General features: G+C 69.4%; 15 protein-coding genes. 8 read left to right on the top strand and 7 right to left on the bottom strand.

What is annotated here, in order from left to right; genetic code table 11:
- Positions 1 to 267: 267 nt before the first annotated feature.
- The 6 genes from IMZ11_RS11005 to IMZ11_RS10980 form a co-directional block, all read right to left on the bottom strand.
- Positions 268 to 690, bottom strand: coding sequence for a DUF2089 domain-containing protein (locus IMZ11_RS11005; protein WP_228640284.1), 423 nt, complete (start codon positions 688 to 690; stop codon positions 268 to 270).
- An 11-nt stretch (positions 691 to 701) separates the two neighbouring features.
- Positions 702 to 962 carry a hypothetical protein gene (locus tag IMZ11_RS11000; protein WP_228640282.1) on the bottom strand — a complete coding sequence of 87 codons (261 nt, stop codon included), beginning with the start codon at positions 960 to 962 and terminating at the stop codon, positions 702 to 704.
- Entirely contained in the window at positions 959 to 1336 is a 378-nt protein-coding gene (locus IMZ11_RS10995; RefSeq protein WP_228640279.1) for a DUF2089 domain-containing protein, read from the bottom strand. The genes IMZ11_RS11000 and IMZ11_RS10995 overlap by 4 nt, the downstream gene beginning before the upstream one ends.
- A gap of 342 nt (positions 1337 to 1678) precedes the next feature.
- Entirely contained in the window at positions 1679 to 1969 is a 291-nt protein-coding gene (locus IMZ11_RS10990) for an alpha/beta fold hydrolase (protein ID WP_228640277.1), read from the bottom strand.
- Between the two features lie 279 nt (positions 1970 to 2248).
- Positions 2249 to 2686, bottom strand: coding sequence for a glutaredoxin domain-containing protein (locus IMZ11_RS10985; RefSeq protein ID WP_228640274.1), 438 nt, complete (start codon positions 2684 to 2686; stop codon positions 2249 to 2251).
- A gap of 137 nt (positions 2687 to 2823) precedes the next feature.
- The gene (locus IMZ11_RS10980) at positions 2824 to 3693 is read right to left on the bottom strand and encodes an N-acetyltransferase (RefSeq protein ID WP_228640272.1); all 870 of its coding nucleotides are present in this window, start codon (positions 3691 to 3693) and stop codon (positions 2824 to 2826) included.
- A 265-nt stretch (positions 3694 to 3958) separates the two neighbouring features.
- Between IMZ11_RS10980 and trpB the strand changes: the two genes are divergently transcribed.
- From trpB to IMZ11_RS46150, 5 genes are all read left to right on the top strand, one after another.
- Positions 3959 to 5161, top strand: a complete 1203-nt coding sequence (gene trpB, locus IMZ11_RS10975; protein WP_228640270.1) for a tryptophan synthase subunit beta — start codon at positions 3959 to 3961, stop codon at positions 5159 to 5161.
- Entirely contained in the window at positions 5158 to 5955 is a 798-nt protein-coding gene (gene trpA / locus IMZ11_RS10970; RefSeq protein WP_228640268.1) for a tryptophan synthase subunit alpha, read from the top strand. Before trpB ends, trpA begins: the two co-directional genes overlap by 4 nt.
- 9 nt (positions 5956 to 5964) lie before the next feature.
- The gene (locus IMZ11_RS10965) at positions 5965 to 6720 is read left to right on the top strand and encodes a GntR family transcriptional regulator (protein WP_228640266.1); all 756 of its coding nucleotides are present in this window, start codon (positions 5965 to 5967) and stop codon (positions 6718 to 6720) included.
- Between the two features lie 220 nt (positions 6721 to 6940).
- Positions 6941 to 7183, top strand: coding sequence for a hypothetical protein (locus IMZ11_RS10960; RefSeq protein WP_228640264.1), 243 nt, complete (start codon positions 6941 to 6943; stop codon positions 7181 to 7183).
- A 208-nt stretch (positions 7184 to 7391) separates the two neighbouring features.
- On the top strand, positions 7392 to 9320 hold the full coding sequence (locus tag IMZ11_RS46150) for a transglycosylase domain-containing protein (RefSeq protein WP_228640500.1): 1929 nt from the start codon (positions 7392 to 7394) through the stop codon (positions 9318 to 9320).
- Positions 9321 to 9488: 168 nt separating this feature from the next.
- Here the strand turns inward: IMZ11_RS46150 and IMZ11_RS10950 are convergent, their stop codons facing one another.
- Positions 9489 to 10667, bottom strand: coding sequence for an NAD(P)/FAD-dependent oxidoreductase (locus IMZ11_RS10950; RefSeq protein WP_228640261.1), 1179 nt, complete (start codon positions 10665 to 10667; stop codon positions 9489 to 9491).
- A gap of 53 nt (positions 10668 to 10720) precedes the next feature.
- Here IMZ11_RS10950 and IMZ11_RS10945 point away from each other — a divergent pair, with 53 nt between their 5' ends.
- The 3 genes from IMZ11_RS10945 (at position 10721) to IMZ11_RS10935 (ending at position 13299) form a co-directional block, all read left to right on the top strand.
- On the top strand, positions 10721 to 11413 hold the full coding sequence (locus tag IMZ11_RS10945) for a TetR/AcrR family transcriptional regulator (RefSeq protein WP_228640259.1): 693 nt from the start codon (positions 10721 to 10723) through the stop codon (positions 11411 to 11413).
- Positions 11414 to 12001: 588 nt separating this feature from the next.
- On the top strand, positions 12002 to 12241 hold the full coding sequence (locus IMZ11_RS10940; RefSeq protein WP_228640257.1) for a TrfB-related DNA-binding protein: 240 nt from the start codon (positions 12002 to 12004) through the stop codon (positions 12239 to 12241).
- 14 nt (positions 12242 to 12255) lie between these two features.
- The gene (locus tag IMZ11_RS10935; RefSeq protein WP_228640255.1) at positions 12256 to 13299 is read left to right on the top strand and encodes a hypothetical protein; all 1044 of its coding nucleotides are present in this window, start codon (positions 12256 to 12258) and stop codon (positions 13297 to 13299) included.
- Positions 13300 to 13319 lie beyond the last annotated feature (20 nt).

Below are 13319 nucleotides of genomic sequence, written 5' to 3'. Positions count from 1 at the left end.
TCCCTTCGTCCCGCGGTCCGACCTCGAAGGAATAGTCCGCCGAGCGCTCCGATTTGCCGCGAGCCCGCTCGTCGTAGGCGATGTGCCGCCACCCTGTCCCCAGTTCAGCGATGACCCGCCGCCAGTACCACTGGGTGGCGAACTGGCCATTGAGGTAGACCGCGGGGACGCGGATCGGGGTTCCGTTCGCCGTGCTCTGCTGTTGCGGGCGCGGTCTGGGGAGGGTGGCGCAGCACTCTCTCGGGGGTCCGTCCAGGTGGATGGCGCCTACTCGCAGAAGACGCGCACGTGGGCGTCGGGCTGGTCGACCTCCACGGTCATCTCGTCGAGGTGGTCCACGAGCGCCTCGAGTTGTTCGGGCTTGAGCTGCGTCAGGTCGAACGGCACGCCCGACTGGTTCAGCTGGGTGTTGGCCCGATCGAGTGCCTGTGGCGGGATCAGGGCCGCCAGCTGTACGCCGGCCCGCAGCAGCTGCAGCGGCACCCGCACGTCGACCCGCCCCGGCTCGCCGCCCTCAAGGGTGTGCACCACCACCCGCAGGTACTTCGCCTTGCCCTTCGGCCGGGCGTCGAGTCTGGACGCCGCGGGCGGCTGGTCGTGTTCGAGCGCGGCGATGAGCTGCTCCGCCTCCTCTGCGGTGATCTTGCCCTCGGCCAGCATGTCGAGGATGTCCTTGCGCTGTTCGTTCATCGGAACCTCTCCTATCGGATGGCGACGTGCACGGCCGTACGGTCGTGCTCGATGTCGATTCGGGTGCCGGGCAACGCCGAGACGATGCGCCAACTGGTGCCGAGTGCCCGCACCGCATCGACGCGGTATATGAGGCAGGCCACGGCTGCCGCGAGGGCGGCCAGGACCACGACCGGTGAGAGCACGAGCGCTACGGGGAGTACCGGGACCCAGATCCGGATGCGGCGACGGTTCGGGCGTTTGACCCGTACGGTCATCAACTGCGGCATCACGTGCGGCCCTCCAGTTCGGACAATGCCTGCTGTGCGGTGATCTCGCCGCGGCGCAACCGGTCGATGATGTCGGCCCGCGAGGGCGCCGGATCGGTCTCGACGAAGTCGAGCATCTGTGTGATCCGGTTCAGTCGGGATTTGATCGTCGGGTAGCTCACCCCGAAGATCCGTTCCATCTGCTTGATGGAACCGTGGCACCGCACGAACGCCGTGACGAAGATCTGATCTTCGACGTTGAGCTGAGCCAGTTGCGGTAGTTCGAACTCGCCCTCGATCGCGACGCCGCTGCCTGCCAGGCGCACCCGCTCGACGACGAACGGCTGGCCCCGGGTCAGGTTCGTGAGTTCCTGCCAGTCCATCGCCTGCTCTGTCATATTCAAAGTTATACCCAGGACATCTTTAACTTTCAAGATGTCGATCTTAATTTTCTTGAGATCGCACCTTCTCTGGGCCATGCCGATCCCAGCGGGGTCGGCGGCCCCTCAGGGCCGAACATCCGCAGCAGGTCGTCGGCGCGCACCTGGTCGGCGACCAGGGAGCCGGTCACTCGCGGCACGTCCTGTGGCGAGGGGTCCGGCGGCGGCGCGGCCGAGTCGCTGTCATCTCGTGCACGGTGACGATGACCCGCTGATGGGGGACGGCCCTCGTGATGGTGCGGGCGAAGTCCAGCGCCTTGACGAACTCGGGCCGGACGTCGACCCGGATGGCTGATCTTCCTAGTTCTGCGAAGGCTGGGACGGGCGGTCGAGCATGTCGACGAGGTCTCCGAACGCCGCGCGGACGCCTTCTGGGTTCTCGATCCAAGGAAAGTGCCCCGCGTCGGCGATGCCCCGGTGCAGGACATGCGCCTGGCGGAAGGCGTCCTCCTGTCCCCACAGCTGCTGGTCGACGACGTGGTCCTCGGTGCCGCTGATGATCAGAGTCGGCTGCGCTCGGGGTGTCCAGCGAAGCCGGTAGGTGTCGTCGAAGTGTGCGTGGACCCGTCGCCTGGCAGGTCGACCAGCCACACGGTTCCGGGGAGATGCGCCACCTGGGCGAGTCCGGCGACCGACTCGGCTCCCATTCCGGGGCCTCCTGGGACGAGCAGCCAGTTCCAGCGCCCGCTGCGGGACCCGACCTGACGCAGCCTTACCCCGGATCGCGTCCAATGCTGCTCCGGCTCCACGCTTCTGCCCCTTTTCGCTTGCTTCTTGAGCAAATAGTGGCGTCTGTCCTGGGCCTGTGCGGGTCGGCCTTGCGTGCCGGTGAATCCCTCCGCCGCGCCTGGCCGAGCTGGTTTGACCGCTTCAGGTGGATTGGGGTAGTTGTTCGCGCACCCACCCAGGGTCCGGGTTGATGTACGGCCGGCCCGCCAGCACCACGGTCGGCACCGTCTCGTCGCCACCGGTGGCGGCCCTCACCGCCGCCGCACCCGCCGGGTCGCGCCAGATGTCGACCCAATGCAGCCGGCGGGCGTCGCGGCCCAACCGGATCCGCAGCCGCAGGCAGTACTTGCAGCCCGCCCGCCAGTAGACGATCGGCCGACCGTCGATGGCGCTGCGGCGTTGCGCCTCCACCGCGTCGATCGACCTCGGGAACGCCAGCGGCGAGTACAGTCCGGCGAGCAGCAGGAACACCAGCAGCGCTATACCGGCGGCGACCGGGGACCCTGCGGCGATTCGCACGGCCGCCACGACGACGCCGCACACCACGAACAACATCGGCAAGGTCAGAGCGCGCGCCACGATGACACAGGCTATCGGTCGCGCAGGCTCGGCGGATCACACTGCTCCGGTTTTGTCCGGTGCGACACCTGAGGTGGCTGCCTCGCCGAGACCGGCCTCGCGATCACCGGCCACACCGCGACCCCACACCGAAAGCCTCAGGAAGCGTTGCGGTACAGGTCCCGTCTCTCGGACAACTGCTCGAGGCCGGCCGACTGGTAGGTGGCGACGGCGCCGACATTGGAGCTAGGGCAGCACACGACCACGCTGGACGAACCCAACTCCTGAAGTGCGCGCGCCGCGGCGACCGTGATCGCTCGGCCGTAACCGTGACCGCGGTGTGCCCGGTGCACCCCCATCGGCTCGATCAGCCCTGGCTTACCCTCACCCGCCGACCACACCGCCACGGCCGCCACCGCCTCGCCCTGCTCATTGCGAACGACCAGGCACCGCGCGTCGACATACGGCGCACCTGCCGCCATCGCGCGCCAGCGCTCGTCGGTGAACGTCGACCCGTCGAACGACGCCCGCAGGACCGCGGCCCACTCGTGCGCCTGTTCCGGCCCGATCACCTCGACGCGAACGCCGGGATCCGGCACAGGGGCGCCGAGGTCACGCCGAAGTAGCGTCCATGGCTCGCCACTCTCCCAGCCGTCCTTGAACAACAGGTCCTGGACCAGCGCACCCACCGGCGCTTCGACGTACACCTTGCCCTCGAGCAGCACACCATGCTCAGGTGCCGACACGTCCTCGGCCACCCGCTGCGCCAACTCCTCGTCCCGCAACGCCTCCGGCGCGAACGCCAACCGCAGCAACTCCGCACCGTCCAGCAGCCCGACCGCCAGAACCTCCCCGCCCCGACTCCAGGTCCGCGTAGCCTCCGCCGTCCGCTTCGCTCCGAAGCGCCAGAACCACCCCACATCCCCCGGATGCACCTGCACGGGCCCTCCGTCGTGCTGCCACTCCCCCAACACCCGCACCACGTCATCGAGCCCGTCGACCCCGGGCCCACCCATCTCGATCGCCATGCCCCGATCACACACCACCCCACCGACCCTCGCATCCGAGTTTCCCGCCGGGCAGTCGGTGATCGGCGTCGACGTGATCATGTATGCACCCTGCCGCAGACCTGCAGGAACGCGCTCGTTCGCGGCTGGTGACGCGTCTTTTGACGGCACCCCAACTCGCGCGCCGCCGAGCGGGACCGGCCGGGGGTGGCGCGTCCCACGCCGTCCATGCCACACTCACTGTTATAGAACTCTCTGCAGAGTTATAGAACGAGGTGAGCGTGGGATGCGAGATGTGTCGCCATGGCGTGAGCCCGTCCCGGCGAGCGGGACGATGGGCGATCCCCGGGCGCGGGGCCGGTTCGGCGAGTACGGCGGGAGGTACGCGCCGGAGTCTCTGGTGGAGGCGTGCCGCGAGGTGGACGAGGCGTTCCGGGAGGCGCGGGCGGATCCGGGCTTCCGCGGTGCCCTGGCGGAACTGCTCGCCCTTCACGCCGGACGGCCGACTCCGCTCACACCGGCCCGGCGGCTGTCGCAGGAGCTGGGCGTGCGGCTGTACCTCAAGCGCGAGGACCTCACCCACACCGGGTCACACAAGATCAACAATGTGCTGGGCCAGGCCCTGCTCGCCGCGCGGATGGGACGGCGCAGGTTGATCGCCGAGACGGGAGCGGGCCAGCACGGGGTGGCCACCGCGACCGCCGCCGCGCTGCTCGGGCTCGAGGCCACGGTCTTCATGGGCGAGCGCGACATCGAGCGGCAGGCGTTGAACGTCTTCCGGATGCGCATGCTGGGTGCCGAGGTGATCCCGGTCACCACGGGCAGCCGCACGCTCAAGGACGCGACCAGCGAGGCCATGCGGCACTGGGTGGGCGTCACCGGCGACTCCCACTACTGCGTCGGCTCGGTCATCGGGCCGGATCCGTACCCGTGGATGGTCAGGGAGTTCCAGCGGGTCATCGGCGACGAGGCCCGCGGGCAGTGTGCCGCCGAACTGCGGACCGGCGTGCCGGACCACGTGGTCGCGTGCGTCGGCGGCGGCTCCAACGCGGCCGGCACGTTCGCCGGCTTCGCCGACACCTCGGCGCGCTTCGTCGGTGTCGAGGCGGAGGGCGGCGCCGGGGCCGCCCGCGGCAGGCTCGGCGTCCTCCACGGCTGCCGCTCGCTGTTCCTGCAGGACGACGACGGGCAGATCGTCGAGGCGCACTCTATCGCCCCCGGGCTCGACTACCCGGGAGTCGGCCCGGAGCACGCCCACCTGCGCGACCTGGGCCGGGCCCGGTACGTCACGGTGACCGACGAGGAGGCGGTCGCCGCGGCGGTACGGCTGGCGCGCACCGAGGGCATCGTCCCGGCGCTCGAATCGGCGCACGCCCTCGCCTGGGTGATCCGCGCGGCGGGCGGCGAGCTGCCCGCCGGATCGACGGTCCTGATGACGCTGTCCGGCCGGGGCGACAAGGACATCTCTACCCTGAAGGAGCTGGTGTGACGAACATCCTGGCCCCGGGCGTGGTCGAACGCCACCTGCGTGCCCGCCGGGACACCGGTCGCGGTCTGCTCATGCCGTACGTCACCGGAGGTATCACGCCCGGCTGGACGCGATACCTGAAAGCGTTCGTCGACGCCGGCGCGGACGCGATCGAGCTCGGCCTGCCGTTCTCCGACCCCACGCTCGACGGCGTCACCATCCAGCAGGCGAGCGACACGGCGCTGGCCCGGGGGGCGAGCACCCGCCGGATCCTCGCCGACCTGGCCGAGGTCCGGGACCTGGGCGTGCCGCTGGTCGCCAGCACCTACTACAACCTGGTGCTGCATGACGGGCCCGAGGCGTTCTGCGCCGCGCTGCGCCGGGCCGGCGTCAGCGGTCTGATCGTGCCCGACCTGCCGGTGCACGAGGCGGACGAGCTGACGGACGTGGCCGCCGCCGCCGGAGTCGAACTGGTCCTGCTGGCGTCGCCGGCGACGCCGCGGCCGAGGCTGGAGGAGATCTCGCGCCGCAGCCGCGGATTCGTCTACGCGGTGTCGCTGATGGGCACCACCGGCGAGCGGGCCGCCCTCGCCGCCTCGGCGGCGGAGCTCACCGCGCGGATCAGACGCGCCACCGACCGGCCGGTCTTGCTAGGATTTGGCATTTCCACGCCCGACCAGGCGCGGGAGGCCGGCCGGTACGCCGACGGCGTGGTGGTCGGGGCCGCGGTCATGCGGCGGGTGCTCGACGGGGCGGGGCCGGACGACCTGCGGGCCTTCCTCGCGACCCTGCGCCGGGCCCTCGACCAGGAGTGACGCACCACGATGACCCCCGACGCCGGGCACGAGACGAGATACCGCGCCATCGCCGCCGACCTCGCCGCGAAGATCCGGTCGGGACACTACGCCCCCGGGGAGGCCCTGCCCCCGCAACGGGAGCTGAGCGCCTCCTACGGGGTGACCCTCATGACGCTGCGCCAGGCGTTGCGGGAGCTCAGTGACGAGAGGCTGATCGTGCAGCGGCCCGGCAAGGGCACGTTCGTGGCCCCGCCCCACCTGGCGTACCAGCTCGGCTCGCTCCGCAGTCTGGCCGACGATCTGCGGGAACAGGGCCACGACGTGCGCACCGTGGTGGCCGGGCGGGCGTTGCGCCGGGCCCCCGCCCGGATCGCCGCGGAGCTGCGGCTGCGTCCCGGCGACACCGCCCTGCGGCTGGAGCGGATCCGCGAGTTCGCGGGCCGTCCCGCCGTTCACCAGGTGTCCTGGGTCCGCCAGCCGGTGGCCGACCAGATCCGCGACCGCGACTTCACCACTGTCTCCCTCTACACGGCGCTCGCCGACGCGGGAGTGGCGGTCGCCCGCGCGTCCGAGGTGGTCCGGCCCGGCCTGCTCGACCCCGCTGCCGCGCGCCGCCTTCACGAGCCTGAGGGCAGCGCTGTACTCGTCAGCACCCGGATCACCTATACGCCCGACGCCGTTCCCGTCGTGTCCGACCATGCCACCATCCTGGGCACCATGATGGAGATCCGTACCGAACGCGCCGTGACCGGACTCTCCCTCACCTGGCGCGCCACCAGCTAGTACCCCGTGGCGGCGTTCGGGGCGTGACCTCCTTCACCGCCGCCCACAGCGCGGCCATATCCACTTCCGTACCGTCTGCCCTGACGCGGCTCTCCAGAAGTGCCGCGACCAGCACTTATATGGAATTGGATATTAATTTCATCCCGATATCACTATTGGACATCGTCTGATCGGGTCTGCTTTGCTCCTGCCTTCACGAATGACAGGCAAAGGACATCACATGCGAAATCTCCGCCCTCGCCCGCTCATGGCAGCGCGGGAAGCCATCGCATCGACGACCTCTCCCCTGGCCGGTGGTGTCCTCGGCGCGGCCTTCGTACGGGTGCAGCCGTCCGGCGAGCCCAAGCCCGGCTCGCCGGTCACCGACACGCACGTCAAGAACGGCCTGACCGTCGCTCAGCTGTACGACGGGGCCATCACCCTGAGCGACACCATCCTGGCCCGCGGGCTCGGCAGGCTCTGATGTCGCGGCGGGGAACGAAGATCGTACGGCTCGCCGCCGCGAGCGCGGCAGCGGGCGTGCTCGCGGCGGGGATCGTGGCCCCGGCCGGGGGAAGCGCGGCTCTCGGGTTCATGTCGGCGGCGGACGCGGTGGACCTCAGGCCGGTCGACCTCGTCGAGCCGCCGCCGGCCGAGGTCACGATCGTGCAGGACGCCAAGGGGGGGGCGAGATCGCACGCTTCTACGAGGAGTACCGGGAGGTCGTCGGCTTCGACAAGATCGCCGAGGTCATGAAGACGGCGATCGTCGCGATCGAGGACTATCGCTTCTACGAGCATGGCGCGATCGACCTCGAGGGCACGATTCGGGCGCTGGCCAAGAACCTGCAGGCGGGCAGGGTGAGCCAGGGTGGGTCGAGCATCACGCAGCAGTACGTCAAGCAGGTGCTGCTCACCTCCGCCGGCACCGACGCGGAGCGTAACGCCGCCCTGGAGGCCAGCTACGCGCGCAAGGTGAACGAGTTGCGGTACGCCATGGGGGTCGAGAAGAAGTACACCAAAGACCAGATTCTCGAGAAATATCTGAATATCGCCTACTTCGGCGCCGGTGCCTACGGCGTCGAGGCGGCGGCCAAGCGCTTCTTCGGCGTCAGGGCCGGCAGGCTCACCCTGCCGCAGGCGGCGACGCTGGCGGGCGCCGTACAGGATCCGAACGCCACCGACCCGAACCTCGGCCGGAAGCATCGTCAGAGGCTGCGGGACCGCCGTGACGTCGTGCTGAACCGGATGGCCGAGCTGGGCAAGATCACCCAGGAGGAGGCGGCCGCGGCGAAGGCCACCAAGCTCGGCTACAGGGGCACGAAGCTTCCCGGTGGTTGCGAGCCCAGCAAATATCCGTACTTCTGCCTTTATATCCGCCAGGAGATCCTGAACAATCCCGCCTTCGGCACGACCGCCGAAGCGCGCCTCGAGATGCTCAACCGCGGCGGCCTGACGATCAGGACCACGATCGACCCGGCCATGCAGGCAGCCGCGGATCAGGCGATCAAGAAGTATGTGCACGCCTCCGACGACCCCGTCGCCTCCGAGGCACTGGTCCAGCCGGGCACCGGAGCGATCAGGGCCATGGCGGCGAGCAAGCCGTACGGCAACGACACGGCCAGGAACGAGATCTCGTACAACCTGGTGGCGGACGCCGCGCACGGCGGCGGAGTCGGGTTCCAGGCGGGCTCCACGTTCAAGACCTTCACCCTGATCGGCGCGCTGAAGAAGGGCATGAAGCTCGACGACGGCCTGAGCGCGGGCGCCGGGTACCGGGCGCCGGGCTACTCGACGTTCACGACCTGCAAGGGCGAGAAGATCGGCGACCCGACGCACACGGTCACCAACGACGAAGGCTTCCCCGGATGGAAGACGTTGCGGACCGGCACCTGGGGCTCGGTGAACACCTTCTTCATGGAACTGGAGCAGCGGGTGGGGCTCTGCGAGTCGGTCACCACGGCCAAGTCGCTGGGTATCCGCCGGTCGGACGGTCGCGGGCTGCAGGAGTACGAGACGTTCACGCTCGGCATCAACGAGATGGATCCGGTGACGGTGGCCAACGCGTACGCGGCGATCGCGGCGCGCGGCACGTACTGCGCGCCGATGGCGATCACCCGGATCACCGACCGAAGCGGAAAGGCCACCACGTACCGGCCGAAGTGCCGCCAGGCGCTCGACCCCGGGATCGCCGACGCCACGGCCGAGGTGCTGACCGGCGTGCTCACCAAGGGCACGATGCGCGGGGTGGGCGGCATCGGGCGCGACGCGGCGGGTAAGACCGGCACCACCGACGACTACGCCGCCGCGTGGTTCGCCGGGTTCACCCCGGACCTGGCCGCCGCGGTGAGCATCGGGGACCCGCGCGGCGCCCAGGAGCACAAGCTGATCGGGGTGACGATCGGCGGGCGGTACTACGGGGCGGTGGCCGGGGCCACGCTTCCCGGGCCGATCTGGAAGGACACGATGATCGGCGCGCTGAAGGGCGTGCCGCCGACGTCGTTCACGCCCATCGACTCGGCCCGGTTCGAAGGGTGCTCCCAGGATTGCCGGCCCACGCCGCGGCCCACGTACGGCGCCGTCTCGGGGCATGACGAGCATCGGAACGAAAAGTCCCGTTAGTGGTGCAGAGTCCACCAACTTGGCCAGTGAGTAGCGTGTGGTCTCCAGTCCAGCCCAGCTCGTAGAGGGAGGGACGGGCGTCACCCGATGGCGGGGCGCCACGTCGCCGGCGGTGCCGTGCTGCCCCGTGAAGCCGTGGCGAGCCGCTGGTGCTCTCGCGTTCGGCAGTCAGGATGGCTGAACTTCGTCGAAGAGGGCGAGGGCTTCGGTGGGGTCCGGACTCACGAGGCGTTCCAGACCGGCCGCCGTGATCTTCGCCAACCTGCCGGCCCGTGCCCACATCTGTTCCTCGAAGGCGCGGACGGCCTCGTCCCGATCGCCGGGGCCGGGGGCGGCGGCGACGGACTCGGCGAGTTCGGCGCCTTCCAGCATCGCAAGGTTCGCGCCCACCCCCAATGGGGGCATCAGGTGCGCGGCGTCGCCCAGGAGCGTCACCCCGGGGACGTGGGCCCAGGTGTGGGACACGGGCAGGACGTAGAGGGGGCGGTGGACGAAAGCGGTGCCGTGGCGGAGGAGGTCGAGGACGGGAGCGGCCCAGCCGTCGAACAGAGCCAGCAAACTTGATCGCATGGCCTCGGCCTCGGCGTCGGCCAGGTCCAGGCCCGCGTCCAGGCCCGCGCGCCGGCGCAGGCCCATATGCCGATCCAGGTCCGTGTGCCAGTCCAGCGGCGCGCGGAACTGGGCGTACACCTTGACGTGGCCGCCGCTGTTGCGCTGGGCGACAAGGCCGCGATTCACGCCGTACACAGCCACGGAACCGTCGCCGATCAGCCGGGCGAGGTCGGGGTGGCGGGTGTCGACGTCGTCCAGGGAGGTCTCGACCAGGGTGACGCCGGTGTAGTGCGGCGTCGCGGACGAGACTGCCGGGCGGACCCGGGACCAGGCGCCGTCCGCGCCGACCACGAGGTCGAACGTCTCCTGTCGCCCGTCCGCGAAACGGACCAGCACGCCATCCCGGGTCCCCGGCACCACCTCTGTCACGCCGCTCCCCCACCGAACGTCCAGAGGGCCGAGCAGCAGGTCACGGAGTTGCCCGCGGTCGATCTCGGGATTGGCCCGGTCATCCGGACGGGGTTGCCAGTCGCGGAGGACGGTCCCGTCCACGTCCAGGATGCGCATGGCCTGCCCCTCAGGACGGGACAGCGCCTGGAACTCCGCCAGCAGCCCCGCCTTGCCCAGCGCGAGCTGGCCCAGGTTTTCGTGCAGGTCCAGCGTGCCGCCCGGGGGACGGGCGTCGGGGGCGGGATCGCGTTCGAGGATGGTGACGGGGTGATCGTGGCGGTGCAGGACGCGGGCGAAGGTAAGGCCGGCGGGGCCGCCCCCAATCACGGCGATACGGTGTCTCATGTCGATACACTGTATTTTGCTGAGACGGTGTATCGCAACAGTACGATGTATCCATGACTGTGTGGGACCGGCCGGAGCCGCCGACTCGCCCCGCGCCGCTCGACCGGGAGCGCATCGTCGCCGCCGCCATCGCGCTGGCCGACGAGGGCGGGCTTGAGGCGGTGTCGTTGCGCAAGGTCGCCGCCCGGCTGGACGTCGGCCCGATGCGGCTGTACCAATACATCTCCACCAAGGAGGAGCTGTTCGACCTCATGGTGGACGAGGTCCACGCCGAGATCCTCCCCGAGGAGCAGCCCGGCGACTGGCGGGAGGCGCTGCGCGTCCACGCCGAGCGCACCAGGAAGGCCGCTCTCCGTCACGAATGGCTGGCCGACCTGCTCGGCGGCCGTCCGGCCCTGGGCCCGAACGCCCTCGCCGTAAGTGAGGACACGCTGGCCGCCCTCGACGGCCTCGCCGACATCGACACCGTCATGCGCGCCGTGGAGACCGTCAGCGCCTACCTCACTGGCGCGATCAGGCGCGAGGTCGCGAACCTGCGGGCCGAGCGCGCCACGGGCCTGTCCAAGCGTGACTGGCAGCGCGCCCACGGCCCGTATGTGAGCAGGGTGCTGGCCACGGGCCGCTTCCCCGCGCTGGCCAAGCTCGTGCACGACGGCACGGAGGTGGACGCCGAGACGTCCTTCGCGACCGGCCTGGACTGGATCCTCGACGCCGTCGCCGTCAAACTCGCCCGGCCGCCGGCGTGACGCTCAGGATTTCCAGGTCACATCCCGGCACCGCATGACCCCCCCGCCAGGCTGCCCAGGAACGGATCCACGGCGACCATAAGAACTCCTAACAAATGATCTAGGAATACGGCTGATCATCTTTGGGTTGATCACGGCGTGAGGAAGGGCGAACAGTCGCCGTGGATCGTGCCGGATGAGTTGTGGGCGCGGATCCACCCGGTTGTTGCCGGTGGTGCCCCGGCGTGCCGATCATCCAGGACGTAGGCGTCTGGACGATGGGAAGATGCTGTCGGGCATCTTGTTCGTGCTCTATACCGGGATCGCCTGCGCCTACGCATCCGCTGGGAGATCCAAAACGACATCCACGAGGCCTTCATGACCCTCGCCGCCGCGATCATCTGCTGGCAACGTCTCCCTCGCTGATCATTCTGTTACCCGACTTGGCTCACGATCACGAATCTTCGACCGGCGCGTCACTGCGACCTGCAGGTTCGTGGCTCGCGGCGGATAAATATGCGCAGTAACACGCGGCCGCAAAGCGGCTTGGTGGCGTACATGACAACCCCTGGTTGACGCGCGACAACCAGGGGTTGTCATAATCGACTCATGATCAAGCACATCGAATCGGCGGCTCACGCTGCACCCCTCGCCGAACTAATGCAGGTCCGCGCAGCAGCGCTCGAGAACGCCCGCGCGGGGCGGGAGCTGTCCCGGCAGCGCCGCCGGCTGATCGACGCATTGCTAGCCCAGGGCTTTTCGCAAGCCGATCTGGCCAGGGAACTGGGTGTGACTCGCCAGGCGATCCAGAAGATGGTCGCGGCGGGTCAGGACGGGCCGCGCCGGTGATTCGACAGCGTGGGGTGGTCTACGACGTCGGGCGTTCGACGGGCTCGCTGTCCATGAACTGGCGGCCCGACTACACGCAGGCCCTGATGCGCCGGGAACTGGACATCATCCGGACCGACCTGCACGCCAACGCCGTGCGACTGGGCGGCCGTGACCCCCGCCGCCTGCTGGCGGCCGCCGACTACGCGGCATCCATCGGTCTCAACGTGTGGCTTGGTCCCGAGTTGTGGAACGCCACGCCGCAGCGCACGCTGCGCTACATCACCGAGGTTGCCGCCGCGGTTGAGCCGCTGTTCCGACGTTGGCCGGACCGGCTGACGTTCTGCGTCGGCAACGAGCTCACCCTGTTTATGCGCGGCATCGTGCCGGGCCGCAGACTTGCGCAGCGCAGTCGCTTGCCACGCCTCCGCGAGGTTGTGCTGTCCCGGCAGGACACGCTTCGCGCATTCCTGGCGGAGGCGGAAGCCTCGGTACGTCGCGTCTACAGCGGCCCGGTCACCTACAGCGCTCTGCCGTTCGAGCGAGTCGACTGGGATCACTTCGACGTTGTCGGCGTCAATTACTACCGCCAGCAAGCCCCCGCCACCGACCAGTACCTGGCCAAGATCGGCCGGCTCCAGGCCACGGGGAAGCCTGTCGCCATCACTGAACTCGGGTTCGCGGCCTGCCGGGACGCCGACGACCCCGAATTCCTCAGCACCTTCAACGCGGCACCATTGTCCCTGCTGGGAATGCATATACCAGTCCTGAGGCAGCTCATCCGGCCGCGGGTACGGACGGTACACCCCCGAGATGAACAGGCCCAGGCCAGGCTCCTCATCGACCAGCTCCAGCTGCTTGACCAGGTCGGCGTCGACCGGGCGTTCGTCATGAGCTTCAGCTTCCCGCTCGCGCCCTACAGCGAGGACCCGTGTCATGACCTCGACGCCACGGCACTCAGTATCGTCCGCACCCTCCCTCGCGGCCAGCACGGCACGACGTATCCCGACGTTGGCTGGGAACCCAAAGAGGCTTTCCATGCCGTTGCGCGCTATTACCGCCGGCAAGAGGCCGGATGACGTTCTCCGCGCCGGCCCAG

Origin of the sequence: Microtetraspora sp. AC03309 (assembly GCF_020826795.1) — a bacterium.
Lineage (GTDB): Bacteria > Actinomycetota > Actinomycetes > Streptosporangiales > Streptosporangiaceae > Microtetraspora > Microtetraspora glauca.
The sequence above is the reverse complement of the archived record's forward strand: the minus strand, read 5'-3'. Positions and strand labels throughout refer to the sequence as shown.